The sequence below is a fragment of the Pseudomonas sp. 382 genome (assembly GCF_002759075.1).
In the GTDB taxonomy this organism is placed as follows: Bacteria; Pseudomonadota; Gammaproteobacteria; order Pseudomonadales; family Pseudomonadaceae; genus Aquipseudomonas; species Aquipseudomonas vlassakiae.
Window position 1 is genome coordinate 231,475 of record NZ_PEMX01000004.1, and the last position, 26,103, is coordinate 257,577.

General features: G+C 64.1%; 26 protein-coding genes. 3 read left to right on the forward strand and 23 right to left on the reverse strand.

The genetic code is table 11. From position 1 onward, the window contains the following. Positions 1–11: 11 nt before the first annotated feature. From ccmI to ccmA, 9 genes are read right to left on the reverse strand one after another with little or no spacing between them, the layout of a single operon-like run. Positions 12–1,202 (reverse strand): c-type cytochrome biogenesis protein CcmI, encoded by a 1,191-nt coding sequence (gene ccmI, locus CQW31_RS07370; RefSeq protein WP_054884163.1) that lies wholly within the window; start codon positions 1,200–1,202, stop codon positions 12–14. Next, a complete protein-coding gene (locus CQW31_RS07375; protein ID WP_054884164.1) occupies positions 1,195–1,671 on the reverse strand; it encodes a cytochrome c-type biogenesis protein in 477 nt (158 codons plus the stop codon). The genes ccmI and CQW31_RS07375 overlap by 8 nt, the downstream gene beginning before the upstream one ends. Beyond that, positions 1,668–2,204: a DsbE family thiol:disulfide interchange protein gene (locus CQW31_RS07380; protein ID WP_054884165.1), complete on the reverse strand. Its 537-nt coding sequence runs from the start codon at positions 2,202–2,204 to the stop codon at positions 1,668–1,670. Before CQW31_RS07380 ends, CQW31_RS07375 begins: the two co-directional genes overlap by 4 nt. Further along, positions 2,201–4,174: a heme lyase CcmF/NrfE family subunit gene (locus CQW31_RS07385; RefSeq protein WP_177332353.1), complete on the reverse strand. Its 1,974-nt coding sequence runs from the start codon at positions 4,172–4,174 to the stop codon at positions 2,201–2,203. Before CQW31_RS07385 ends, CQW31_RS07380 begins: the two co-directional genes overlap by 4 nt. 11 nt (positions 4,175–4,185) lie before the next feature. Next, entirely contained in the window at positions 4,186–4,641 is a 456-nt protein-coding gene (gene ccmE, locus CQW31_RS07390) for a cytochrome c maturation protein CcmE (RefSeq protein WP_054884167.1), read from the reverse strand. Beyond that, positions 4,638–4,814 carry a heme exporter protein CcmD gene (gene ccmD / locus CQW31_RS07395; RefSeq protein ID WP_054884168.1) on the reverse strand — a complete coding sequence of 59 codons (177 nt, stop codon included), beginning with the start codon at positions 4,812–4,814 and terminating at the stop codon, positions 4,638–4,640. Before ccmD ends, ccmE begins: the two co-directional genes overlap by 4 nt. Then, positions 4,811–5,578, reverse strand: a complete 768-nt coding sequence (locus CQW31_RS07400; protein WP_054884196.1) for a heme ABC transporter permease — start codon at positions 5,576–5,578, stop codon at positions 4,811–4,813. The genes ccmD and CQW31_RS07400 overlap by 4 nt, the downstream gene beginning before the upstream one ends. Before the next feature lie 45 nt (positions 5,579–5,623). After that, positions 5,624–6,301 (reverse strand): heme exporter protein CcmB, encoded by a 678-nt coding sequence (gene ccmB, locus CQW31_RS07405; RefSeq protein ID WP_371263234.1) that lies wholly within the window; start codon positions 6,299–6,301, stop codon positions 5,624–5,626. Then, complete coding sequence (ccmA, locus tag CQW31_RS07410) at positions 6,289–6,921, reverse strand: cytochrome c biogenesis heme-transporting ATPase CcmA (RefSeq protein ID WP_054884169.1); 633 nt, start codon at positions 6,919–6,921, stop codon at positions 6,289–6,291. The genes ccmB and ccmA overlap by 13 nt, the downstream gene beginning before the upstream one ends. Positions 6,922–7,052: 131 nt before the next feature. On the opposite strand from ccmA, the gene CQW31_RS07415 reads away from it, so the two are divergent. The 3 genes from CQW31_RS07415 to CQW31_RS07425 are packed head-to-tail and all read left to right on the forward strand — an operon-like array spanning position 7,053 to position 11,753. Then, the gene (locus CQW31_RS07415) at positions 7,053–8,612 is read left to right on the forward strand and encodes a flagellar hook-length control protein FliK (protein ID WP_099814193.1); all 1,560 of its coding nucleotides are present in this window, start codon (positions 7,053–7,055) and stop codon (positions 8,610–8,612) included. Then, positions 8,609–8,953 carry an EscU/YscU/HrcU family type III secretion system export apparatus switch protein gene (locus tag CQW31_RS07420; protein ID WP_054884171.1) on the forward strand — a complete coding sequence of 115 codons (345 nt, stop codon included), beginning with the start codon at positions 8,609–8,611 and terminating at the stop codon, positions 8,951–8,953. Before CQW31_RS07415 ends, CQW31_RS07420 begins: the two co-directional genes overlap by 4 nt. Positions 8,954–9,011: 58 nt before the next feature. Continuing rightward, positions 9,012–11,753, forward strand: a complete 2,742-nt coding sequence (locus CQW31_RS07425; RefSeq protein ID WP_099814194.1) for a dermonecrotic toxin domain-containing protein — start codon at positions 9,012–9,014, stop codon at positions 11,751–11,753. Between the two features lie 97 nt (positions 11,754–11,850). Here CQW31_RS07425 and CQW31_RS07430 read toward each other — a convergent pair whose 3' ends face one another. From CQW31_RS07430 to flhA, 14 genes are all read right to left on the reverse strand, one after another. Next, positions 11,851–12,246, reverse strand: a complete 396-nt coding sequence (locus CQW31_RS07430; protein ID WP_054884173.1) for a DUF2802 domain-containing protein — start codon at positions 12,244–12,246, stop codon at positions 11,851–11,853. A gap of 1 nt (position 12,247) precedes the next feature. Then, entirely contained in the window at positions 12,248–12,727 is a 480-nt protein-coding gene (locus CQW31_RS07435; protein ID WP_016393802.1) for a chemotaxis protein CheW, read from the reverse strand. Between the two features lie 43 nt (positions 12,728–12,770). Beyond that, the gene (locus CQW31_RS07440) at positions 12,771–13,655 is read right to left on the reverse strand and encodes a CheW domain-containing protein (protein ID WP_099814195.1); all 885 of its coding nucleotides are present in this window, start codon (positions 13,653–13,655) and stop codon (positions 12,771–12,773) included. After that, positions 13,652–14,443, reverse strand: coding sequence for a ParA family protein (locus CQW31_RS07445; RefSeq protein WP_054884175.1), 792 nt, complete (start codon positions 14,441–14,443; stop codon positions 13,652–13,654). The genes CQW31_RS07440 and CQW31_RS07445 overlap by 4 nt, the downstream gene beginning before the upstream one ends. Positions 14,444–14,510: 67 nt before the next feature. Next, a complete protein-coding gene (gene motD, locus CQW31_RS07450) occupies positions 14,511–15,368 on the reverse strand; it encodes a flagellar motor protein MotD (protein WP_054884176.1) in 858 nt (285 codons plus the stop codon). 3 nt (positions 15,369–15,371) lie between these two features. Further along, complete coding sequence (locus CQW31_RS07455; RefSeq protein ID WP_054884177.1) at positions 15,372–16,112, reverse strand: flagellar motor protein; 741 nt, start codon at positions 16,110–16,112, stop codon at positions 15,372–15,374. After that, positions 16,112–17,242, reverse strand: coding sequence for a chemotaxis response regulator protein-glutamate methylesterase (locus CQW31_RS07460; protein ID WP_099814196.1), 1,131 nt, complete (start codon positions 17,240–17,242; stop codon positions 16,112–16,114). Before CQW31_RS07460 ends, CQW31_RS07455 begins: the two co-directional genes overlap by 1 nt. A gap of 47 nt (positions 17,243–17,289) precedes the next feature. Next, a complete protein-coding gene (locus CQW31_RS07465; protein ID WP_099814197.1) occupies positions 17,290–19,509 on the reverse strand; it encodes a chemotaxis protein CheA in 2,220 nt (739 codons plus the stop codon). A 12-nt stretch (positions 19,510–19,521) separates the two neighbouring features. Beyond that, the gene (locus CQW31_RS07470; protein WP_099814198.1) at positions 19,522–20,310 is read right to left on the reverse strand and encodes a protein phosphatase CheZ; all 789 of its coding nucleotides are present in this window, start codon (positions 20,308–20,310) and stop codon (positions 19,522–19,524) included. Positions 20,311–20,329: 19 nt separating this feature from the next. After that, complete coding sequence (locus CQW31_RS07475; protein WP_099814199.1) at positions 20,330–20,704, reverse strand: chemotaxis response regulator CheY; 375 nt, start codon at positions 20,702–20,704, stop codon at positions 20,330–20,332. Positions 20,705–20,811: 107 nt separating this feature from the next. Continuing rightward, positions 20,812–21,552: an RNA polymerase sigma factor FliA gene (fliA, locus tag CQW31_RS07480; RefSeq protein WP_099814200.1), complete on the reverse strand. Its 741-nt coding sequence runs from the start codon at positions 21,550–21,552 to the stop codon at positions 20,812–20,814. Further along, complete coding sequence (gene fleN, locus CQW31_RS07485; protein WP_054884183.1) at positions 21,549–22,382, reverse strand: flagellar synthesis regulator FleN; 834 nt, start codon at positions 22,380–22,382, stop codon at positions 21,549–21,551. The genes fliA and fleN overlap by 4 nt, the downstream gene beginning before the upstream one ends. 93 nt (positions 22,383–22,475) lie before the next feature. Beyond that, positions 22,476–23,783: a flagellar biosynthesis protein FlhF gene (flhF, locus tag CQW31_RS07490; protein WP_054884184.1), complete on the reverse strand. Its 1,308-nt coding sequence runs from the start codon at positions 23,781–23,783 to the stop codon at positions 22,476–22,478. Between the two features lie 11 nt (positions 23,784–23,794). Beyond that, entirely contained in the window at positions 23,795–25,924 is a 2,130-nt protein-coding gene (gene flhA / locus CQW31_RS07495; protein WP_099814201.1) for a flagellar biosynthesis protein FlhA, read from the reverse strand. Positions 25,925–26,103 lie beyond the last annotated feature (179 nt).

Here is a 26,103-nt window from a genome sequence, read left to right on the forward strand (position 1 = left end):
GTGTTGTTCTCTTACTGGTCGGGGCTGTCGATGGTCAAGTGCTGGGTGGCCTGGGTGGTATTGGCCAGGGGTGCGCCCTGGCCGACCCATTCGCCGCGGGTCGGCTGGCCAGCGCGGGATACACGTGCGACCAGTTGGACTTCGGCGAACTGTGACAGTTTCATCTGCGGCAGCATAGCGTCAGCGTCGGACAATTCCACTTCCAGCGGCAATTGCGCCACGGTGACCCGCTTGGCCGCCAGCGGCATGGGCGGGCCGTTGCTGGCACGGGCGAAGATGAACACGGTGTCGTCAGGCTTGACCTTGTCCTTGAGCGCCGCCGCCAACTCCACCCGCACCTTCAACCGGGCTGGCGCTGTGGCCTGCGGTTTGCCGCCGGTGCTGCCCAGGCGCTCCGCCGCACGGTCGATGCCGCCTTGCAGTGCCGTCCGCGAGGCATCGCCCTCTGGCAGCTGCGCCAGCAGGCGGTTCCAGTAGTCGATGGCGGCCTGGTAGCGCTCGCCTTCGAAGGCGGCGATGCCCCGCAGGCCAAGGCTGGTGACTTCATTCGGGTCGGCCTTGAGTGCTTCGTCGGTCAGCGCCTGCACCTGCGGGCTCCATTTCTTGTCTGCCGCGAAATACAGTGCCTGGGCCCACTGGCCCAGCAGCTCGGGCTGGCGACCGGCCAGGGCGACAGCGCGCTCGTAGGCGCGTGCCGCGTCGGCCGGACGTTGCTGGGCCATATAGGCCCGGCCAAGGAAATACAGACCTTCGGCCGAATCCGGCTGGGCTTGCACGGCACGTTCGAGGCGCGTGGTCATTTCGTCCAGGGTCTTCGGTGCGGCGGCGAATTCCTGGGTCAGCTCGACCTTGTCCGCCGCACCGAAGTGCAGGTACAGCCCCAGTGCCAGCAAAGGCACCAGCACTGCCGCCAGCAATGGCAGGGCCCTGCCCTGGTGGCCCTGACGCACGGGTTCCGCACCCTCTGTGTCAGCCAGCAGCTCACGGGCCGCCTCATCGCGACCCTTGGCCATCTGCCTGTCGTCAAGCACGCCGGCCGCCTGCTGGGCAGCCAGCTCTGCGACGCGTTCCTGATACAGCGCGACATTCAATGCGGTACGGTCTTCTTCCTGCTGCTGGCGACGGACGCGCAGGATCGGGATCAGCAAAAAGCCGAGGGCGGCGAGCAGCAGCAGGCCCGCGCTAAGCCAGAATTCAGTCATGGGTCTGTTCTTTTTCCAGCAGTTTGGCGAGACGCTCGCGTTCTTCGACGGACAGTTCCTCGGCAGCCTGGGTCGCCGGGCCACGGCGACGGCGGACAATCACCGCCAGCACCACGAAACCACCGGCCAACAAGATGCCCGGGCCGAACCACAGCAGCCAGGTGCGGCCACTGAGCGCCGGCTTGTAGCGCACGAAGTCGCCATAGCGGTCGACCATGAAATCGACGATCTGCTGGTTGCTCTTGCCTTCGCCGAGCATGCGGAAGATCTCGCGGCGCAGGTCGGCGGCGATCGGTGCGTTGGAATCGGCGATGTCCTGGTTCTGGCACTTGGGGCAGCGCAGTTCCTTGGTCAGTTGCTGGTAACGTTCGCGCTCGGCGTCATCACGGAACTGGTAGGTATCGATAGCCGCCTTGGCCACACCGGCCAGGCTCATGCCCAGCACGGCGGCTGCCAGCCAGCGCCTCATGGCGTGGCCTCGTCGACCAGCCCCTGGTAAAGCGGCGCCAGCTGCTGGCGCCAGACGTCAGCGTCGACGATGCCGACGTGCTTGTAGCGGATGATGCCCTTGGCGTCGATGAGGAAGGTTTCCGGCGCACCGTACACGCCCAGGTCCAGCCCCAGGCTGCCCTGCTCGTCACGGATATCCAGCTGGTAGGGGTTGTGGAACTCGGCCAGCCACTTCTGCGCGGCCGCGTTGTCATCCTTGTAGTTGATGCCGTGGATCACCACGCCCTGCTGGGCCAGCTGGTTGAGATACGGGTGCTCGATCTTGCACGACGGGCACCAGGTGGCCCACACGTTGACCAACGCCGGCCGGCCATGCAGGTCTGCCTGGGTCAGGTTGCGGTCACCCTGGGTCGACGCCAGGGCGAACGCCGGGAACGGTTTGCCGATCATTGCCGACGGCAGCTCGTCGGGCTTGAGGAACAGCCCCTTGTAGAGAAAAACCGCCATCAGCAGGAATACCGCCAGTGGCACGACCATGATCCAACGCTTCATGCAGCAGCTCCAGACACGCCCAGGGCTTCACGCACCCGGGTCTTGACCTTGACGCGGTAGCGCCGGTCGAAGGCCGCCAGCAACCCACCCAGGCCGGTCAGCAGACCGCCCAGCCAGATCCAGCGGACGTAAGGCTTGATGTGTACGCGCACTGCCCAGGCGCCGTTTTCCAGCGGCTCGCCCAAGGCAACGTACAGGTCACGGGTGAAGCCGGCATCGATGCCGGCCTCGGTCATCATCGACTGCTGCACGGTGTACAGGCGTTTCTCCGGGTGCAACGTCGTCACTTCACGGCCATCGCGGGTGACGACGATGGTGCCCTTGTCAGAAATGAAGTTCGGCCCTTCGAAGTGCTTGGCGCCCTCGAACAGGAAGTGATAACCACCCAGCTCGACGCTCTCGCCCGGCGCCATGCGCAGGTCACGCTCGGCGCTGTTGTTGCTCGACAGCACCACGCCCAGGGCACACACCGCCAGGCCCAGGTGCGCCAGCTGCATGCCCCAGTAGCTGCGGGTCAGGCCACGCACACCCTTGGCCAGGCCCTTGTGGCGGGTCTTGTCGACGATGTCGCGCAGCCCGCCCAGCACCACCCAGGCCGCCAGGGCGAAGGCGCTCAGGACCGGCCAGTCGAGATCGTCGACGATCAAGCCAGCGATCGGCGCCAGCACCGCGCTGCCGATCAGCACCGGGGTCATCATGTTCGCCAGCCATTTGCCGGGGGTGTCCTTCCAGCGCACCACCACACCCACGCTCAGCACGCCCATCAGCAGCGCCATCAGCGGCAGGAACAGGGCATCGAAGTACGGTGGGCCGACCGACAGCTTGGCACCGGTCAGGGCATCGAGCACCAGCGGATACAAGGTGCCCAGCAGGATCATCGAAGCGGCCACCACCAGGATCAGGTTGTTGGCCAGCAGCAGCGTCTCGCGCGACCACAGGGCAAAGCCGACCTGGCTCTTGACCACCGGGGCGCGCAGGGCGAACAGGGTCAGCGAGCCACCGACCACGAACAGCAGGAAGATCAGGATGAACACGCCACGCGCAGGGTCGGCAGCGAACGCATGCACCGAGGTCAGCACCCCGGAACGCACCAGGAAGGTCCCCAGCAGGCTCAGCGAGAACGCAGCAATCGCCAGCAGCACGGTCCAGCTCTTGAACACCCCGCGTTTTTCCGTCACCGCCAGCGAGTGGATCAGCGCGGTACCCACCAGCCAGGGCATGAACGAGGCGTTCTCCACCGGGTCCCAGAACCACCAGCCACCCCAGCCCAGTTCGTAATAGGCCCACCACGAACCCAGGGTGATACCCACGCCCAGGAAGGCCCAGGCGACGATGGTCCAGGGCCGCGACCAGCGCGCCCAGGCTGCGTCCAGCCGCCCGCCGAGCAGCGCGGCAATGGCAAAGGCGAAGGCCACCGAGAAGCCCACATAACCCATGTACAGCATCGGCGGGTGGACGATCAGGCCGAAGTCCTGCAACAACGGGTTGAGGTCACGGCCATCGGTCGGCACCTGCGGCAGCAGGCGCTGGAACGGGTTGGAAGTGATGATCAGGAAGCTCAGGAAACCGACGCTGATCATGCCCATCACCGCCAGCACGCGGGCCAGCATCACCTGCGGCAACTGCCGCGAGAAGATTGACACGGCAAAGGTCCAGCCACCGAGGATCAGTGCCCACAGCAGCAGCGAGCCTTCGTGGGCACCCCACACCGCACTGAACTTGTAGTACCACGGCAAGGCGCTGTTGGAGTTGCTGGCCACGTAGGCGACCGAGAAGTTGTCGGTCATGAACGCATGGGTCAGGCAGGCAAAGGCAAAGGCCAGGAAGCTGAACTGGCCCCAGGCGGCCGGGCGGGCCAGGCTCATCCACAGGCTGTCACCACGCCAGGCACCGAGCAGCGGCACCGTGGCCTGCACGGCAGCAAAGCAGATTGCCAGAATCATCGCCAGCTGGCCGAGCTCGGGGATCACCAGTGCTGCATTCATGGCTTGGCCTCCGCACCGCTGGCCGCCTGGCCGCTTTCCTTCAAGGCCTTGGTGACCTCCGGTGGCATGTACTTCTCGTCGTGCTTGGCCAGCACTTCGTCGGCCACTACCACACCGTCGCCGTTGAGCTTGCCGAGGGCGACGATTCCCTGCCCTTCACGGAACAGGTCAGGCAGGATGCCGCGGTAAGTGATTGGCACCGACTTGTTGAAATCAGTGACCACGAAACGCACGTCGAGCGAATCGGAGGAACGCTGCACCGACCCCTTCTCGACCATGCCACCGGCACGAATGCGCGTGTCCAGCGGCGCTTCGCCGTTGGCGATCTGGGTCGGTGTGTAGAACAGGTTGATGTTCTGCTGCAGCGCGCTCAAGGCAAAGCCGACGGCAACCGCTACCCCGGCCAGCAGGCCGAGGATGATGAACAGGCGTTTCTTGCGCTGCGGATTCACTGGTTGTTCTCCCGGCGCAAACGGCGCGCCTCATCTTGCAGGTAGCGACGGCGGGCCAGCACCGGTGCAACGACATTCAGCGCCAGCACCGCCAGGCAGATGCCGTAGGCCGACCAGACGTACAGGGCATGGTGGCCCATGGCGAGAAAATCGCCGAAGGAAGCGAAATTCATCGCGTGGCCCTCCGTCCCAGGCTGTTCAACACTTCATCCTTGACCCAACTGGCGCGTGCCTCGCGCTTGAGCACTTCAAGGCGCATGCGCAGCAGCAGCACGGCACCGAAGAAACAGTAGAAGCCCAGCGCCGTGCATAGCAGCGGCAGCCACATCTCGGCCGGCATCGCCGGTTTTTCGGTGAGGGTGAAGGTCGCGCCCTGATGCAGCGTGTTCCACCACTCCACCGAATACTTGATGATCGGGATGTTGATCACGCCGACGATGGCCAGCACCGCGCAGGCCTTGGCCGCGCTGTCGCGGTTACTGATGGCCTGGCCCAGGGCAATGATGCCGAAGTACAGGAACAGCAGGATCAGCATCGACGTCAGCCGTGCATCCCAGACCCACCAGCTGCCCCAGGTCGGCTTGCCCCAGATGGCCCCGGTGACCAGCGCCACGGCGGTCATCCAGGCGCCGATGGGCGCTGCGCATTGCAGGGCGACATCGGCCAGCTTCATCTTCCACACCAGCCCCACCACACCGGCCACCGCCAGCAGCACATAGCAGGACTGCGCCAGCATCGCTGCCGGCACGTGGATATAGATGATGCGGAAGCTATTGCCCTGCTGGTAGTCCTCAGGGGCGAAGGCCAGGCCCCAGACCACGCCGGTCACCAGCAGCAGCACGGCGGAAACGGCCAGCCATGGCAGCATGCGGCCGCTGATGGCGTAGAACCATTTCGGCGAACCCAGTTTGTGGAACCACGTCCAGCTCATTTTCATCAGGTACATCCAGGGTATTAGCCGGGCTTGAGAGCCCGGGACTCGTTATTCGCCGACGCTGATCTTCAGCCCGGCGGCTATCGCAAAGGGTGCCAGGGTAACCGCCAGGGCTGTCAGGCTGGCAAGCCAGAGCAAATGACCGGTGGCAGGCATATTCTGCAATGCTGCCTGCAACGCGCCACTGCCCAGGATCAATACAGGGATATACAACGGCAGAATCAGCAGCGCCAGTAACAAACCACCGCGCTTGAGGCCGACCGTCAGCGCAGCGCCAACAGCGCCCAGCAGGCTCAACACCGGCGTGCCCAACAGCAGTGAACCGAGCAGCACCGGCAGGCAGTGGCTGGGCAAGCCCAGCATCAGCGCCAGCAACGGCGCCAACAATACCAGCGCCAGCCCGGAAAAGATCCAGTGTGCCAGGACCTTGGCCAGCACCAGCATGGCCAGCGGGTGCGGTGACAGCACCCACTGCTCCAGCGAACCGTCCTCGAAATCGCTGCGAAACAGGCCGTCCAGCGACAGCAGCACGGCGAGCAAGGCCGCGACCCAGACCAGGCCAGGCGACAAGGTTTGCAACAATTGGCTTTCCGGACCAACCGCCAGCGGGAACAGCGCCACGACGATGGCGAAGAACACCAGCGGGTTGGCCAGCTCCGCCGGGCGGCGGAACAGCAGGCGTGCTTCACGGCGCAGCAACAGGATGAATACGCTCATGCCGCCCATTGCCCCAGGTTGAGTTCCCGGTAGCCGGACGGCTTGCGTTCCAGGGTGTGGTGCGTTGTCAGCACCACCGTGCCGCCCTGTTCACAGTGAGCGGCCAGGTGCGCTTCGAGCTGGGCCACGCCCTGCTTGTCGAGGGCAGTGAAGGGTTCGTCGAGGATCCACAGTGGCGGGCTGTCCAGGTACAGCCGGGCCAGGGCCACGCGGCGCTGCTGACCAGCGGACAGGGTATGGCAGGGAACGTCTTCGAAACCGCGCAAGCCGACCGCTTCGAGTGCCGACCAGATGGCATCAGGGGTAGCCGGTTGGTGCAAGGCACAGAGCCAGGTGAGATTTTCCTCCGCCGTGAGCAGGTCCTTGATACCCGCAGCGTGGCCGACCCACAGCAGGATGCTGGCCAGGGCATGGCGCTGGTCGCCAAGCGGCTGGCCACCCAGCAGGATCTGCCCGGCAGTCGGCTGCATCAGCCCGGCCAACAGGCGCAGCAGGCTGGTCTTGCCACTGCCGTTGGGGCCGCTGATCTGCAGCATGTCGCCGGGGCGCAGCTGGAAATCGAGGTGCTCGAACAGCAGGCGCCAGTCGCGCTCGCAGGCCAGGCCCACGGCTTGGAGGTGAAGGGTCACGGGTTCGCCTTATCTATAGCTTCTCAAGTCGCCCACCTCGCTGCCGTTATACTGGCAGTGACAGGCGGCAGGCATTATTACATGTGCTGCCACGCTGCCAAGAGGGCGGGCTCCACAGGTTGTATACAATCATGACTGAAATCAATAGTCTCGGCGCACAAACCGCGATCAATCCGCAAGCGATCAAGGCCCAGCTGACCGGTGAACTGCTCAACCTGACCCAGGCGCAGCCGGGCCTGCTCAAGCCAGGCGAAACCGCTCAGGCCGAAGTGCTGACGATGCGCCAGAGTGGCAGTACCTTCCAGCTGGTGCTGCAAGTGATCCAGGGCAGTGGCAGCCGCACACAGGTCCAGGCCACTGCCAACCAGCCGATCCCGCCAGGCAGCCAGTTAACCGTCAGCCAGCCGGAGAGCAATCGCCTGGCCGTCATGGTGCAACAAGCCAATGCCAGCAACATCGCCACCCTCACCCAACTGGACACCGGCAAGGTGCCGGTCGGTACCCTGCTGCAGGGCAAGGTCCTGACCAACCAGGCGCTGCCCCAGACCGTGGGTGAAGCGGCCACCTTCCGCTCGCTGGTCAGCCTGCTCAATACCGCTCAGGCCGGCGCTACGTTGGCCATCGACAGCCCGCGCCCGTTGCCGATCGGCAGCCTGCTCAGCGCCCTGGTGCAAGGCGACCAGTCGCTGCGGTTCGTGCCGCTCAGCGGGCGCCAGGAGCAATTGAACATCGCCCAGCAGTTGCTTGCCCAGCAAGGCCGCCAGGCTTCCTTGCCCGGCCTGCTAAGCGCGCTGCAGCAGATTGCCAACAGTCCGGTCAGCGACAGCGAGCTGCGCAACACCGCCAACAGCCTGCTGGCCAACCTGCCGGATGCCCGCCAACTCAGTGACGGCAAAGCCCTCGCCCAGGCCCTGAACAACAGTGGGGCGTTCCTGGAGGCCAAGCTGCTCGGCGGCCTTGGCGCCAACGTGGCCACCGACCTCAAAGCGCAGCTGGTCAGGCTGGTGGCACAGGCGTCGAGCAACGCCCCCAGCGGCCCGATGAGCGCCTCCGCCACCCTGGCCCAAGCACTACCGGCCATGGCCCGCAGTGCCCTGGGCATGCTTGACCGGGTCAGCCCAAGGACACCGCCAGGGGCCTTTCCCCTGCCCTCGAGGCTGTTGCAGGCCATGGAAAACGAAGGTGACCTGCAACAGCTGCTGCGCCTGGCCGCCGCCGCGATCTCGCGCTTGCAGAGCCACGCCCTGAGCAGCCTGCAGCAATCCGGCACGCTGGAAAACGGCAACCTGCAGACCACCTGGCAGACAGAAGTACCGATCCGCCACGGCCAGGAGTTCATTCCCCTGCAAGTCAAACTGCAGCGCGAGGAAACCCCGGAACAGCAAGCCGAACGCCAGCAGCACGAACCGCACGACCCGCTGCAGGCGCTATGGCGGATCGAGCTGGCATTCGACCTGGCACCCTTGGGGCCTTTGCAGGTGCAGGCGCAACTGCTCCAGGGGCGGCTGTCCGGCCAGCTCTGGGCCGAGCGTGAACAGACCGCACGACTGGTCGACAGCCAGCTCGGCAACCTGCGCGAACGCCTGTTGGCCCGCGGCCTCGACGTCGGCGACCTGGAATGCCACCCTGGCATTGCGCCACAGGGCCCGCGCACGCGGGTGGAGCAACGCTGGGTGGACGAAACCGCATGAGCAACAAGCAACCACGCCAGGCCATCGCCCTGAGCTACGACGGCCAGCAGGCTCCGACACTGACCGCCAAAGGTGATGACGAGCTGGCCGACGCGATCCTGGCCCTGGCCCGCGAATACGAAGTACCAATCTACGAGAACGCCGAACTCGTTCGCCTGCTGGCGCGCCTGGAGCTGGGCGAGCAGATCCCCGAAGCGTTGTACCTGACCATCGCCGAGATCATCGCCTTCGCCTGGCAATTGCGCGGCAAGGTGCCGCCAGGGTTCGACGATGCTCCCGTGCAACCGCGCGATATCTCACCCGCGATTCTCGGGCTGCCGCCAGCCGATAGCACTATCTAGCGCCCGGCACCGTCCGCGCTTCGCACACTGGGCCCTCTTCGATCATGAGGGCTTCATCATGCTTCCCCTACCTGCACCCCACCTCGACCTGGTGCGCCAGGCCTTGCACGACCTGCCGCGCCCTGACCAGCTGGCACGCAGCAAGCTGGCCGGCTGGCTCGCCACCCAAGGCTTCAGCGACTCTCCACTGGATGTCGATGTGGTGAGCCTCCACTACCAGAGCGAACCGCTCGGCGAGGGCCGCGCATACACCAGGCAGAACGCCGTGATCACCCAGCGCCTGAACCTGGTCGAGGCACTGTTGAACAACTGGCAGGGCGAGAGCGCCGAAGGCTATGGTGGCTTTCACTATGGTGATTGGGCAGGCCTGGCGCCCAGCACCGAGCTGCACATTGTCGAGCGACTGGAGCCACCTGGGCTATTTTCCAACGCCCCGTCGTATCTGGTGTTCAATGGGCTCTACCGGCGCACCCAACCGCCCCGCTACGCACCGGACACACGCCTGGCCATACGTGCGGAGGACTTCCAGATCTACATCTGGAGCCTGCATTTTCACAACGACTTCAAGGCCCAGCTCGACGCCTACTGGCTCAAGCGCCAGGCGCATTACCAGCGGGCCATCCGCATCGCCTTCATCGCCGCCTGCAATCAGCAAATCCTGCACGGCAGCCTGACCCCGGCCAGCCGCCTGATGATCTGGCGTGCCGCAGGGCTGGTGCCACGCGAGGACGTGCGCTCGAGCATGCTCAATATCTATGGCTACAGGTCATCGAGCATCGTCTTGCTCAGCCATGTATCGGCACCTGAGGTAGTGCTGTACATTCCCGGAAACGCGGCCCCCTTCCACGAGTTCGCCAACCTTGCCGCGCTGCAGCAGTGGATCGCCGCGCAGTGCCGGGACGAAGCGAGCCGGCTCGCCCTGCGCAGTCACTTCAACCGTGCCGACTGGCCGGACGGCCTGGACTTCAGCGGGCTGGACACGGCGCTCAAGGGGCTCGGCCTGTATCCCCGGCCGCACCGCCTGTCGGTCAACCATCCAGGGTTCACCACCAGTGGTGTGTGGACGCCAGGCGAGGTCATCAACTATCGGCCCGACAAGTACAGCCCGCCGATCCAGGGCGAGCTCTTCGAGGCTTTGACCCTGCTGCAAAAGCAGCGCACCTACGCCGACGCCGACAGCCAGATCACCAGCAACCACGACATCAACAAGGCGCACTGGGCCGGTTACCTCGGCCTGGTCACCACCCTGCTCGCGCCGCTGGTCATCGTGCTGCCCGAACTGACCCCGCTGCTGGTCGTCGGCGGCCTTGCCCAGTTCGGTCTGGGTCTGGATGCCGCGATCAATGGCAAGAGCCTGCGGCAAAAAGAGCAAAGCGTCAGCACACAGGTATTCGGCCTGCTCAATGCGCTGCCTGCCGGCGGCAACCTGTTGGGGCGGCCGGCTGAGGTGTTTCGCTTCACCCGCCCGGGCTTTTTCAGCAGCCAGCGCCTTGGCGAACTGCTCGGCGCGCCAATCGGCGCTGCGCCACAAGTTCAAGCGGTGGAGCTCGAACCGGCCGAGTTGGCCTTTCGCGAGCAGGCGCACATTTCCTCGGGAGCCATCTCAGCGCTGGTCACCCGCATCGACGAGAACCTGGGTCATCGTTTCGCTGCCTGGATACAGCACAACGGCCAGGTAACCAGCGAATGGGTACACTACGAGTTCGCCAGTGACAGCTTCATCCGCTTGCGGGATATCAAACTGATCAACCCACCGCGCTGGATCATCGAGGCCGAAGGCGATCCGGCCCTCGTGCTGTCCACGCAACGGCGTATCGCCAGCGAGGCGCAGCGCGCGGCCACGTTGCATGCCATGGGCATCAACCTGCAACTGCCGGTCGACTATGCGCCGTACGCGCAGCTCAAACGCACGCCGATTCCGCAAATCGTCAGCAGTGTCTGGTTGGGGGACAAGGTACTCGAAGGTGAGTTCCTGCAGGCACTGGTCCACAACGCCCACGCCTTGCGCGGTTCGCCCTATCGGTTTCAGATTTTCCTGTCACGGCAGAACCGCCTGGCCTACCTGACCAACCTGCGTCTATTACGCGAGCACCGAGTTGACCAGGCCCTGCTGATGCCATTGGAGGATCAGGACTTCTTCCAGGCATTTTCCCAATCGCCCTATTTCCCGCAGTATCAGGCAGCGCTCGATGGCAATGGCGGCGTGGCATGCAACTTCAGCTCGGCCTGCGACATCCTGCGCTACCGCTTGCTTTCACATTACGGGGGGCTGTACCTGGATGCCGATGATCGGCTGCTGCTGGCCACCGGGACCCGGACCGAGCTACCGCTGCAACGCCTTGAACTGAAGACCACCGCAGATGGCCTGCTGCTCTCACCTCCGGTGTCCAACGACCAGATGGGCATGTACATCAAGTACAACAGCAGCATGATCGGCAGCCACCCGGCCAACCCCACACTCGACGCAATATCCGAACGGATACTAGAGCGCTTTCACATGGCGCCCGACTTCTACCTGAGCCGTCCCGACCCCCTGTTGCAACCTTTGCCATTCCAGGCTTACGCCCGGCGGCTGAGCCTGATCAGCGGGCCAGGCGTGCTGAACGACGTCATCGACGATCAGTTGCCGTGGCTCAAGCAACTGCGCGAGCTGTGCAACCTCCTGGTGTCGCCCATCTACGACATCCATGCCACCCTCAATATCAACCTGTTCAATGCCGTGCTGCGTGAACACGTACCGCTGGACCAGGTAGCCCAGATGGGCCAGGCGCACAGCTGGGCAGCACCCGGTAGCCGATGAGCAACGAGGCGATATCTGCTGGCGTTGGACCGCATTGCCAGGATTGGCGCGAACCAATCCTGGGTGCACTGACGGCATCCGAAACCCTTTGCCACCTTCACTCGCCGCGGTGCAGCTTGCTCATCAGCTCCGCCTCGGCCTGGGTCAGGCCACAGGTTTCGGTAAGCTCCGCCACGCTGGCGCCCATGCCCACCAGCCTGGCGGCCTGGGTGAAGGTCACGCTGTTGGGGTCGCGCTGCTCCAGTTGCTGGAGCCTCTCGGGCAGCGGTGCCACGGTCGCGCGCAGTTCATGGAGTGCCTCACCCATGCGCACGGTGCCGTTCTGGTAGTCATCCAGGCGCTTGGCCAGGTCCTTGATGCGCTGGTCGCGCAGGGCATCGCCCACGGCCTGCTGCGCCGCCAGTTCGCGCTGGCGCTTGCTGTAGTTCAGGAAGAACCACAGGCTCAGGGCCCACAGCAACGCCAGCAAGATTACCGCCACCTCGAAGATCAACTCAGATGTTCTCCAGCTCGGACCACTCTTCCTCGGTCATCATCTTGTCCAGCTCGACCAGGATCAGCAGTTCGCCGTTCTTGTTGCACACGCCCTGGATGAACTTGGCCGACTCTTCGTTGCCCACGTTCGGCGCCGTTTCGATTTCCGACTGGCGCAGGTACACCACCTCGGCGACGCTGTCGACCAGGATGCCGACCACTTGCTTGTCAGCCTCGATGATGACGATACGGGTGTTATCGGTCACATCCGACGGCATCAGGCCAAAGCGCTGGCGGGTGTCGATTACCGTCACCACGTTGCCACGCAGGTTGATGATGCCCAGCACGTAGCTTGGCGCGCCCGGTACCGGAGCGATCTCGGTGTAGCGCAGCACTTCCTGCACCTGCATGACATTGATGCCGTAGGACTCGTTGTCCAGACGGAAGGTTACCCACTGCAGGATCGGATCTTCAGAACCTTGCGCAGACGACTTTTTCATTCCCCTAGCCCTCTAAATCCGCTGTTGGCGGTTGTGTTCGGTGTTATTTCTGTTTGCCATGCAACTGCTTGACCGCACCGCTGGCGATCAGCTCGGCCAGTTCGGCGACGTCGAGCAGTGCACACATGTGTTCGATGACCGTGCCGGCCAACCAGGGGCGCTGGCCACGCTGGCTGCGCCACTTGATCTCGGCCGGGTCCAGGCGCAGCGAGCGGCTGACCTGATGGACCGCCAGGCCCCATTCGTAGCCTTGGACGGAAATCACGTAGTTCAAGCCCTGGCGGAAGTCGTCGCGGTAGCGGTCGGGCATCACCCAGCGCGCGGTGTCCAGCACCTTGAGGTTGCCGGCCTGGCAGGTGAGGATGCCGAGGAACCAGTCCGGCTGACCGAACAGCGGCGTCAACTCCTGGCCCTCCAGGCTGTAGATCGAGCCCAGGCATACCAGTGGCACTGCCAAGGTCAACCCGGCAACGTCGAACAGCAGGCACTCGAACGGCTCGGCCGCCCAGGCCGGGCGGCCATCGACGCTGGCCGGAGGTGTCGGTATGTCAGCCATACCGGCCGCTGGCAGGTGCACGTCCACCAGCGGTGCTACCGGCTCCGGCGTGGGCACTTCGGTCAGCACCGGGATGCTGGCTTCAGCCACCACTTGCGCCTCGACCACCGCCACCACAGGCTGCTCGACCGGCAGCACGGCGGGCAGCACCTTCACCTGCGGCTCGGCAAAAGGCTTGGCGGCAAGTGTCGGCGGATTCGCGTCGCGTGCCTGCTCTTCACGCACGGCGGCGGCGAACTCATCATCCGCTGCGGGCTGTGCAGCCGAGCTTGGCAATTCGAGGATATCCTCGGCCTCGGTGGCCTCCTGCAGCAACCCATCAAGGTAGGACTGCAGGGCCAGTTGCGGCTTGGTGCCGACAGGTCGATTCATGAGGCCACCTGCGCGGCGGGCTTGTAGGTCAGCATATGTTTGAGCAGTGCCCGATAGGCGATCACGCCGCGGCTCTTGCCATCGAACTGCGACGGCGTGACGCCATTGCGGCTGGCATCGCGCAGGCGCGTGTCGACCGGGATGTAGCCCTGCCACACCTGATGCTCGTAGGTATCGCGCAGCACCTTAAGGGTGCCCAGTGAGGCCTGGGTGCGACGGTCGAACAGGGTCGGCACGATCTGGTACGGCAACGCCTGCTTGCGCGAACGGTTGACCATGGCCAAGGTGCCGATCATGCGTTCCAGGCCCTTCACTGCAAGAAACTCGGTTTGCACCGGAATCACCAGCTGCTGGCTCGCAGCCAGGGCGTTGACCATCAGCACGCCCAGCAATGGCGGGCTGTCGATCAGCGCAAAGTCGAAATCCTGCCACAACTGCGCCAGACTCTTGGCGATCACCAGCCCCAAGCCACTCTGCCCTGGCGACTGACGCTCCAGCACCGCCAGCGCCGTGCTCGAAGGCAGCAGCGAAATACGCTCATCGCTGGTCGGCAACAGCAACTGCCCCGGCAGGCCCTCGGGCACGCTGCCCTTGTGCAGGAACAGGTCGTAGCAGCTGTGCTCCAGGGCATCCGGGTTGTGCCCAAAATAGCTGGTCATCGAGCCATGCGGGTCGAGATCGACGACGACCACGCGCTTGCCCGCCTCGGCCAGCAGGCCGGCCAGGGCGATAGTGGTGGTGGTCTTGCCCACGCCACCTTTTTGATTGGCTACTGCCCAGACTCTCATAGGACAACTCTTGTCTCATTGGTGTCGCCGGCTGCCCCAGGGCATGCGGTGACGGAGAATTGACGGCTCATCTCGCCGTCGTCGCTGCTGGAGCTGGCGGTGCACTTTGTGTGCCAGCACGACGCAGCGCAGCATCCGCAGTGGCGTTGGCACTGCCCGAGCCGGTCAGGCTGCGGCGCACTTCGAGGTTACGGGAAATAACCAGCACCACCCGACGATTGCGTGCACGCCCTTCGGCGCTGTCGTTGCTGGCCACCGGTTGGTACTCGCCATAGCCCACCGAGGCCATGCGCGCCGGGTTGACCCCTTCCATGGCCAGCAGCCGCACGATGCTCGCTGCCCGCGCTGCCGACAGCTCCCAGTTGGTCGGGTACTGCGCCGTGCGGATCGGCAGGTTGTCGGTGAAGCCCTCGACATGCACCGGGTTGGCGAACGGCTTGAGGATCTTGCCGACCTTCTCGATGATGGCGAACGCCTGGTCGCTGGGCATGGCATCGCCACTGCCGAACAGCAGCGATGAATTAAGCTCGATCTCCACCCACAGCTCATTGCCGCGCACGGTCATCTGGTCGGACTTGATCAAATCGCCGAATGCATCGCGCACATCGTCGCTGATGGTTTTCAAGGGGTCGACGCTGGTCTGCGCCAGCCCGGCATCGGTCTGCTCGCTGTCCTTGATCAGCGGCTGCGCCGGTTTCACGCTGAGCGGCTGTTCATCCCCGATCGGAATCGGCTTCATGCTGCGTTCAGGGTCGTTGAACACCCCGAGCAGCGCTTGCGAAATGACCTTGTACTTGCCCTCGTTGATCGAGGAGATCGAATACATGACCACGAAAAAGGCGAACAGCAAGGTGATGAAGTCGGCGTACGACACCAGCCAGCGTTCGTGATTCTCGTGCTCCTCGGTATGACGGCGACGGCGCATGGCTTACTCCATGAAGCCTTGTAGCTTCAGCTCGATCGAGCGCGGGTTTTCACCCTCGGCAATCGACAGCAGGCCTTCGAGCAGCATCTCGCGGTAGCGCGACTGGCGCAGGACGATGGCCTTGAGCTTGTTGGCGATCGGCAGCAGGATCAGGTTGGCACTGGCCACGCCGTAGATGGTGGCGACGAAGGCCACGGCGATGCCGTTGCCCAGCTGCGACGGGTCAGCCAGGTTGCCCATGACGTGGATCAGGCCCATGACCGCACCGATGATACCAATGGTCGGGGCATAGCCGCCCATGCTCTCGAACACCTTGGCGGCCTGGATATCACGGCTTTCCTGGGTCAGGAAGTCGACTTCGAGGATGCTGCGGATCGATTCCGGCTCGGCACCGTCGACCAACAATTGCAGGCCCTTGCGGGCGTATGGGTCAGGTTCGGCATCGGCCACGCCTTCCAGGCCGAGCAGGCCTTCCTTGCGCGCCGTCAGGCTCCAGTTGACCACACGGTCGATACCACCGGCGAGATCGACCCGCGGCGGGAAGAAAATCCAGCGCAAGATCTGCAAAGCGCGCTTGAATGCCGGCAACGGCGACTGCAGCAAGGCCGCCGCCAGGGTGCCACCGAGCACGATCAGGCCGGCCGGGCCATTGAGCAAGGCCCCCACGTGGCCACCTTCGAGGAAGTTGCCACCGACGATGGCGACAAACGCCAGGATCAGGCCAATCAGGCTGAGCACATCCATCAGACGCAAGCCTCGACCAGGTGTTTGCCGATTTCATCCAGGCTGTACACCGCGTCGGCCAGGTTGGCTTTGACGATGGCCATGGGCATGCCATAGATCACGCAACTGGCTTCATCCTGGGCCCACACGGTGCTGCCGCCCTGCTTGAGCAGGCGTGCGCCTTCACGGCCATCGGCGCCCATGCCGGTGAGCACCACCGACAGCACCTTGTCACCATAGGACTTGGCGGCCGAGCCGAAGGTAATGTCCACGCACGGCTTGTAGTTCAGGCGCTCGTCGCCTGGCAGGATCTTCACCGTGCCACGGCCGTCGATCATCATCTGCTTGCCGCCGGGGGCCAGCAGCGCCAGGCCCGGGCGCAGCACGTCGCCGTCCTCGGCTTCCTTGACGCTGATCTTGCACAGCTTGTCGAGGCGTTCGGCGAATGCCTTGGTGAAGGCAGCGGGCATGTGCTGGATCAGCACGATCGGCGCCGGGAAGCTGGCCGGCAACTGGGTCAGCACCCGCTGCAGGGCCACCGGGCCGCCAGTGGAAGTCCCGATCGCCACCAGCTTGTAAGGCTTGCGCTTGGGTGCCGGGGAATGTGATGCAGCCGGTGCCGGCGTCGGCACACGGGCAGGTGCAGCAGCACGCACCGGCGCGGCGCTGGCCAGGCTGCTGGCGGGTGCATGGCTGCTGGCCGGCGCAGGTGCGCTGACCGGCGCGTGGCTGGCGTAGCTTCCAAAACGGCGGTTGCTGCGCGAGATGGTGTGCACCTTCTCGCACAGCAGCTGCTTGACCTTCTCTGGGTTGCGCGAGATGTCTTCGAAGTTCTTCGGCAGGTAATCCACTGCACCGGCATCCAGAGCGTCGAGGGTGACGCGGGCGCCTTCATGGGTCAGCGAGGAGAACATCAAAACGGGCGTCGGGCAGCGCTGCATGATATGCCGCACTGCAGTGATGCCATCCATCATGGGCATTTCGTAGTCCATGGTGATGACATCGGGCTTGAGCGCCAGTGCCTGGTCGATCGCTTCCCTGCCGTTGGTCGCGGTGCCAACCACCTGGATCGTCGGGTCCGCCGAGAGGATTTCCGAAACGCGGCGGCGGAAGAAACCGGAATCATCCACCACCAGGACCTTGACTGCCATAAACACTCCATTAGGCGGCGCAACCCGCCAGGGTGCGCCGCCGAAAATCAGATACGCCGTGCCGCGTAACGCTTGAGCATGCTCGGCACGTCGAGAATCAGCGCGATGCGGCCGTCACCGGTGATGGTGGCGCCAGACATGCCCGGGGTGCCCTGCAGCATCTTGCCCAGCGGCTTGATCACCACCTCTTCCTGGCCGACCAGCTGGTCGACCACGAAACCGATGCGCTGGGTGCCGACCGAGAGGATCACCACATGGCCCTCATGCTGCTCCTCGTGCACCTGGCCCTGAACCAGCCAGCGCTTGAGGTAGAACAGCGGCAGCGCCTTGTCGCGCACGATCACCACTTCCTGGCCGTCGACCACGTTGGTGCGCGACAGGTCGAGGTGGAAGATCTCGTTGACGTTGACCAGCGGGAAGGCGAACGCCTGGTTGCCCAGCATCACCATCAGGGTGGGCATGATCGCCAGGGTCAGCGGCACCTTGATGACGATCTTCGAACCCTGGCCCTTGGCCGAGAAAATGTTGATCGAGCCGTTGAGCTGGGAAATCTTGGTCTTCACCACGTCCATGCCGACGCCGCGGCCAGACACGTCGGAGATCTCGGTCTTGGTCGAGAAGCCCGGGGCGAAGATCAGGTTGTAGCAGTCCGACTCGCTGAGGCGGTCGGCAGCGTCCTTGTCCATCAGGCCCTTTTCCACGGCCTTGGCGCGCAGGATGCTCGGGTCCATGCCCTTGCCATCATCGGAGATCGACAGCAGGATGTGGTCACCTTCCTGCTCGGCCGAGAGCACCACGCGGCCGGTGCGGGCCTTGCCGGCGGCTTCACGCTCGTCCGGCATCTCGACACCGTGGTCGACGGCGTTGCGCACCAGGTGCACCAGCGGGTCGGCCAAGGCCTCGACGAGGTTCTTGTCGAGGTCGGTCTCTTCACCGACCAGCTCCAGGTTGATCTCTTTCTTCAACTGCCGAGCCAGGTCGCGGACCAGGCGCGGGAAGCGGCCGAACACCTTCTTGATCGGCTGCATGCGGGTTTTCATCACCGCGGTCTGCAGGTCGGCGGTGACCACATCGAGGTTGGACACCGCCTTGGACATGGCCTCGTCGCCGCTGTTCAGGCCCAGGCGCACCAGACGGTTACGCACCAGCACCAGTTCGCCGACCATGTTCATGATCTCGTCCAGGCGCGCAGTATCGACGCGCACGGTGGTTTCCGCTTCGCTGGCAGGCTTTTCCGCGGCCGGGGCCGGAGTACGGGCTGGCGCTGCTGGCCTGGCAGCCGCAGCCGGTGTAGCGGCTGCCGGTGCTGCTGCAGGCTTGGCGATCGGTTTGCTTTCGGCCACCGCCGCAACTGGCTCTGCCGCGGCAACCGGCGCTTCGCTGGCAGCGCTGTCACCGGTGAACTTGCCCTTGCCGTGCAACTGATCGAGCAACGCTTCGAACTCGTGTTCGGTGATCTCGTCACTGCTGGCGGGTGCGACCACGTTTTGCGCAGTAGCGGCGGCAGCCGGCAAGGCGTCGGCCTGGAAGGTGCCTTTGCCATGCAACTGGTCGAGCAGCGACTCGAATTCTTCGTCGGTGATCTCGTCGCTCACCGGCGCACTGGCATCGCCCCCCGCTTCGGCGGCGGCGACTTCGGGCGAGAATTGGCCCTTGCCATGCAACTGGTCGAGCAACGATTCGAACTCGGCGTCGGTGATGTCGTCACCCGAGCCGCTCAGGGTCTCGCCCTGCATTTGCGCTTGGGCAGCGGCAGCTTCGGCCTTGACCGCATCGAGCGAGTCGAGCAGCTGTTCGAACTCGGTGTCGGTGATGTCCGCCTCGGCCGCCACAGGCTCGGGCGCTGCCTCGACCACCGGCGCAGGGGCATCGGCACTGGCAGGCTCTGCCAGGCGCGACAGGGCCGCCAGCAGCTCCGGGGTGGCCGGTGTGACTGCACTGCGCTCACGCACCTGGCCGAACATGCTGTTGACCGTGTCCAGTGCTTCGAGCACCACATCCATCAGTTCCGCGTCGACCCGGCGCTCACCTTTGCGCAGGATGTCGAACACGTTCTCGGCGATGTGGCAGCACTCCACCAGCTCATTCAGCTGAAGGAAGCCGGCGCCCCCTTTTACAGTGTGGAAACCGCGAAAGATCGCATTGAGCAGGTCGGCATCGTCAGGCCGGCTTTCCAGCTCGACCAGTTGCTCGGACAGTTGCTCAAGAATTTCGCCGGCTTCTACCAGGAAATCCTGAAGGATTTCTTCATCGGCGCCGAAGCTCATTAAACGTGCTCCTTAAAAACCCAGGCTGGACAGCAGATCGTCGACGTCGTCCTGACCGGACACAACGTCTTCACGCTTATCGGCATGAATCTGCGGACCTTCACCCCGAGTCGGATGTTTTTCTTGATCTTTTTCAGCGCGCAGCTGCTGGTGGTCGTGTTCGATACCGGCAAAACGGTCGACCTGACTGGCCATCAGCACGAGCTTGAGCAGATTGCTTTCCACTTCGGTCACCAGCGCAGTGACGCGCTTGATCACCTGGCCGGTCAGGTCTTGGTAGTCCTGGGCCAGCAGTATGTCGTTGAGGTGGCCGGCGACCTTGCGGTTGCCCCCGGCGCTGTGCGTCAGGAAACTGTCGACACGCTTGACCAGTTCGCGAAACTCCGGCGCTGCGACTTCGCGGCGCATGAACCGCTGCCAGTCGACGCTCAGCCCTTGCGCCTCGGCTGCCAGCTCGTTGAGCACCGGGGTGCTCTCCTCCACCAGGTCCATGGTGCGGTTGGCCGCACCCTCGGTGAGCTTGACCACATAGGACAGGCGCTCGGTGGCATCGGTGATCTGCGAGACTTCCTCGGCCTGCGGCATGCGCGGGTCGATCTGGAAGCTGACGATCGCGCTGTGCAGCTCACGGGTGAGCTTGCCGACCTCCTGGTACAGGCCACGGTCTCGGGTCTGGTTGAGCTGGTGGATCAGTTGCACGGCATCGCCGAAGCGGCCTTTCTCCAGGCTCGAGACCAATTCTTGCGCGTGCTTCTTGAGGGTCGACTCGAACTCCCCCAATGACGTATTTGATGATTCCATGGCGCCCCCCTGACGTGACTCAGCCGTTGACGCGCTCGAAGATCTTCTCGATCTTTTCTTTCAGCACCTGGGCGGTGAACGGCTTGACCACGTAACCATTCACGCCGGCCTGGGCCGCTTCGATGATCTGGTCGCGCTTGGCTTCGGCGGTCACCATCAGTACCGGCATGGTTTTCAGCCGATCGTGGGCACGCACCTTGCGCAGCAGGTCGATACCGGACATGCCCGGCATGTTCCAGTCGGTCACCAGGAAGTCGTAGTGGCCGCTTTCGAGCATCGGCAGCGCAGTGGTGCCGTCGTCGGCTTCTTCGGTGTTGGTGAAGCCCAGGTCACGCAACAGGTTCTTGATGATCCGCCGCATCGTCGAAAAGTCGTCAACGATGAGGATTTTCATGTCTTTGTTCAAGTAGACCTCCAAGCAGTCTCAAACGCGCTCGGCCCCGAGCACGCGTATTCATTCAATTCGGTACAACGTGGAAAACGACTGCAACGACCCTCGGCTCAACGCGCCCGCCATTCCCCCAGGCGGCTGCGCAGGCGCGCGGCACACTGGCTGTGCAACTGACTGACACGCGATTCGCTGACCCCCAGCACCTCACCGATCTCCTTGAGGTTCAGCTCTTCGTCGTAGTACAGCGCCAGCACCAGGCGCTCACGCTCCGGCAGGTTGGCGATCGCATCGGTCAGGGCAGCCTGGAAGCGCTCGTCCTCCAGATCGCGTGACGGCTCGACCTGGCTACTGGCGCCTTCCTCGTGCAGCCCTTCGTGCTCGCCGTCCTGCAGCAGGTCGTCGAAACTGAACAGGCGGCTGCCCAAGGTATCGTTCAAGATCCCGTAGTAATCATCGAGACTCAATTGGAGTTCGGCAGCAACTTCATGATCTTTAGCGTCGCGGCCAGTTCTTGCTTCCACGGCGCGCATCGCGTCACTGACCATGCGCGTATTGCGGTGCACCGAACGCGGTGCCCAATCGCCCTTGCGGACCTCGTCGAGCATCGCCCCGCGGATGCGGATACCCGCGTAGGTTTCAAAGCTGGCGCCCTTGCTGGCGTCGTATTTGTTGGCCACTTCCAGCAGGCCGATCATGCCGGCCTGGATCAGGTCTTCGACCTGGACATTGGCCGGCAGGCGCGCCAGCAAGTGGTAGGCAATGCGCTTGACCAGCGGCGCATAGCGCTCCACCAGCTCGAACTGGGCGTCTTTCGACGCTTTGCTGTACATCTTGAAGCCGCTCGCGTTCATAGCACGGGCCCTGCGCTGGTGGGTTGTACCAGGCGCTCGACGAAGAACTCAAGGTGGCCGCGCGGGTTGGCAGGCAGCGGCCAGCTGTCAACCTTCTGCGCAATGGCCTTGAATGCCAGGGCGCACTTGGAGCGGGGGAAGGCCTCGTACACCGCGCGCTGCTTCTGCACCGCCTTGCGCACGCTTTCGTCGTAAGGCACGGCACCGACGTATTGCAGGGCGACGTCGAGGAAGCGGTCGGTGACCTTGGTCAACTTGGCGAACAGGTTGCGCCCTTCCTGCGGGCTTTGCGCCATGTTGGCCAGCACGCGGAAACGGTTCATCCCGTAGTCGCGGTTGAGCAGCTTGATCAGCGCGTAGGCGTCGGTGATCGAGGTCGGCTCGTCGCACACCACGAGCAGCACTTCCTGGGCGGCGCGCACGAAGCTGACTACCGAGTCACCAATGCCTGCAGCGGTGTCGATCACCAGCACATCGAGGTTGTCGCCGATCTCGCTGAAGGCCTGGATCAACCCGGCATGCTGCGCCGGGGCCAGGTGCACCATGCTCTGGGTGCCGGAGGCGGCCGGCACGATGCGCACACCGCCAGGCCCCTGCAACAGCACGTCGCGCAGCTCGCAGCGCCCTTCGATGACATCGGCCAGGGTGCGCTTCGGGGTGAGGCCCAGCAATACGTCGACATTGGCCAGGCCAAGGTCGGCGTCCAGCAACATCACCCGGCGGCCGAGTTCAGCCAGCGCCAGGGACAAGTTCACTGACACGTTAGTCTTGCCGACGCCACCTTTGCCACCGGTGACGGCGATCACCTGTACGGGATGCATGCTACCCATGTTCGTTGTTTACCTTGTCTCGCTTGGACCCAAGCCACACGCGGGGCAAGACTGCCAACCCCGGAATGTAGGTACTTTGCATACGCTTCATCCTCAACCCGCGCGCCGCGGGTTGTGGTAGAGATCAGCGAACATGTCGGCCATCGCCTCTTCGCTGGGCTCGTCCTGCAACTGCACATTGACCGCGCGGGTCACCAGTTGGTGCGGGCGTGGCAGGTGCAGGTCGTCAGGAATACGCGGGCCATCGGTGAGGTAGGCCACGGGCAGTTCATGACTGATGGCCAGGCTCAGCACATCGCCGAGGCTCGCCGTTTCATCGAGTTTGGTCAGGATGCAGCCGGCCAGGCCGCAGCGCTTGTAGCTATGGTAGGCGGCGGTCAGCACCTGCTTCTGGCTGGTGGTGGCCAGTACCAGGTAGTTCTTCGCGGCGATGCCACGCCCGGCCAGGGTTTCCAGTTGCATGCGCAGGGCCGGGTCGCTGGCCTGCAGGCCGGCGGTGTCGATCAGCACCACACGCTTGCGCAGCAGCGGTTCCAGCGCTGCTGCCAGCGATTGGCCAGGGTCGACGTAGGTCACCGGCACATTGAGGATGCGCCCCAGGGTCTTGAGCTGTTCCTGGGCACCGATGCGGAAGCTGTCCATGCTCACCAGGGCCAGGTTCTGCGGGCCGTACTTGAGCACATAGCGTGCCGCCAGCTTGGCCAGGGTGGTGGTCTTGCCCATGCCGGCAGGGCCTACCATGGCGATGACCCCGCCCTCTTCGATCGGCTCGATCTGCGGCACTTCGATCATCCGCGCCAGGTGCGCCAGCAGCATGCGCCAGGCCTGACGCGGCTCTTCGATCTCCTGGGTGAGGTCGAGCAGCTCGCGGGCGATCGGGCCGGACAGGCCGATGCGCTGCAGGCGACGCCACAGGTTGGCCTGAGCCGGTTTGCTGCCCTGCAGCTGGTTCCAGGCCAGCGAGCCGAGCTGCACTTCGAGCAGTTCGCGCAGGCCCGAGAGCTCCGAGCGCATGGCGTCGAACAGGCGCGGGTCGACCGGCGCCGGGGTGGGCGCGGCAGCGGGTGCCGGCGCCTCCACGTGCGGCTCGATCAACGGCTCGGCCGCGGTCAACGACTGGCCGGCGAACAATTGGCGGTTGCCTTCGCTGGCTTCGGCGCGGTTGTCCAGCTCGGCCTGGGCTGTGGCGATGCGCGACTGGGTCTTGCGCAGCTCTTCTTCCAGCGCGACGTTAGGCACGCGGGGGGCCAGCGCGGACAGCTTGTAGTCCAGCGCGGCGGTCAGCTCGACACCTCCGGCGATGCGGCGGTTGCCAATGATGGCGGCATCGGAGCCCAGCTCATCACGGACCAGCTTCATGGCCTGACGCATATCGGCGGCGAAAAAACGCTTGACTTGCATAACCCACTACCTCAGCCGTTGGGGCCCACTGTGGCAACGATGGTGACTTGCTTGTTATCCGGTATTTCCTGATACGCCAGAACATGCAAATTCGGTACAGCCAGGCGGCCGAAGCGCGACAGCATGGCACGGATCGGGCCAGCGACCAGGAGAATGGCCGGCTGGCCTTGCATCTCCTGGCGCTGGCAGGCGTCGATCAACGAGCGCTGCAGCTTTTCGGCCATGCTCGGCTCAAGAAGAACACCGTCTTCCTGGCCCTGCCCGGCCCTTTGCAAACTATTGAGCAAAATCTGTTCCAACCTTGGCTCAAGGGTGATCACGGGAAGCTCGGACTCAACGCCGACAATGCTTTGGACGATGGCGCGACACAATCCGACGCGCACTGCTGCCACCAGCGCGGCGGTATCTTGACTCTTGCTGGCATTGTTGGCGATGGCCTCGGCAATACTGCGGATGTCACGCACCGGCACTTGCTCGGACAACAATGCCTGCAGGACCTTGAGCAGCCCCGACAAGGAAATGACACCCGGCACCAACTCTTCTGCAAGTTTAGGCGATGCCTTGGACAAGACCTGCAACAGTTGCTGGACCTCCTCATGGCCGATCAGCTCGTGGCAGTGCTTCTGCAGGATCTGGTTGAGGTGGGTGGCCACCACGGTACTGGCGTCGACCACGGTGTACCCCAGCGATTGCGCCTGCGCGCGCTGGCCGATGTCGATCCATACCGCCTCAAGGCCGAATGCCGGGTCGCGCGCGGCGATACCGTTGAGCGTGCCGAACACCTGGCCGGGGTTGATCGCCAGTTCGCGGTCCGGATAGATCTCGGCCTCCGCCAGGATCACCCCCATCAGCGTCAGGCGATAAGCGCTGGGTTGCAGGTCGAGGTTATCGCGGATGTGTACGGTCGGCATGAGAAAACCCAGGTCCTGCGACAGTTTCTTGCGCACCCCTTTGATCCGCGCCAGCAGTTGCCCACCCTGGTTACGGTCGACCAGCGGAATCAGGCGGTAGCCCACTTCCAGGCCGATCATGTCGATCGGCGTCACGTCGTCCCAGCCCAGCTCCTTGGTCTCCAGCGCGCGCTGCGGCGACGGCAGCAGGTCCTGCTGGCGCTGCGCCTCCTTCTGCGCCTCGAGTTTGGCCTTCTGCTGCTTTTTCCATACCAGGTAGGCGCCGCCACCGGCCAGCAGGCCGAGGCTGAGGAAGGCAATGTGTGGCATGCCCGGCACCAGGCCCATGATGATCATCAGCGCCGCAGACACCCCCAGCGCCTTGGGCGAATCGAACATCTGGCGGTTGATCAGCTTGCCCATGTCCTCGGAGCCGGAGGCACGGGTCACCATGATCGCGGCGGCGGTGGACAGCAGCAGTGATGGCAATTGCGCCACCAAACCGTCACCGATGGTCAGCAAGGCATAGACCTTGCCCGCATCGCTGAACGACATGTTGTGTTGCAGCATACCGATCAGCATGCCGCCGATGAGGTTGATGAACAGGATCAGCAGGCCGGCGATGGCGTCACCACGGACGAACTTGCTGGCACCGTCCATCGAGCCGTAGAACTCGGCCTCCTGGGCCACCTCGGCACGACGCGCCTTGGCCTGGGCCTGGTCGATCAGGCCGGCATTGAGGTCGGCGTCGATGGCCATCTGCTTGCCCGGCATGGCGTCGAGGGTGAAGCGTGCGCTCACCTCGGAAATGCGCCCGGCACCTTTGGTCACCACCACGAAGTTGATGATCATGAGGATGGCGAACACCACCGCACCCACGACGTAATTGCCGCCGATCACCACCTCACCAAAGGCCTGGATCACTTTACCGGCAGCGCCATGGCCGTCCTGGCCATGGAGCATCACCACCCGCGTGGAGGCCACGTTCAACGCCAGGCGCAGCAAGGTTGCCACCAGCAGGATGGTCGGGAACGCGGCGAAGTCCAGCGGGCGCAGGGCGTACACGCAGACCAGCAGGACCACGATCGACAGGGCGATGTTGAAGGTGAAGAACACGTCGAGCAGGAACGGCGGTATCGGCAACATCATCATTGCCAACATCACCAGCAGCAGCAACGGCACGCCCAGATTGCCCCGGCCGAGCCCGGCCAGATTGTTGCGGGCGTTGCTGATTAACTGAGTGCGATCCACCGCGAGTCCTCTTGATGCAAAACTTTGACGCCCAAGGGGCGCTTGGGCGTGGCTTTGCAAGAAGCCTTCCAACTTTGCTCGGCTATGGATTTATGTTGCCTGAACAGGCCTCTTCGCGGGCACGCCCGCTCCCACAAGTACCGTGCACACTCAGCCCTTGTGATATTCCTGTGGGAGCG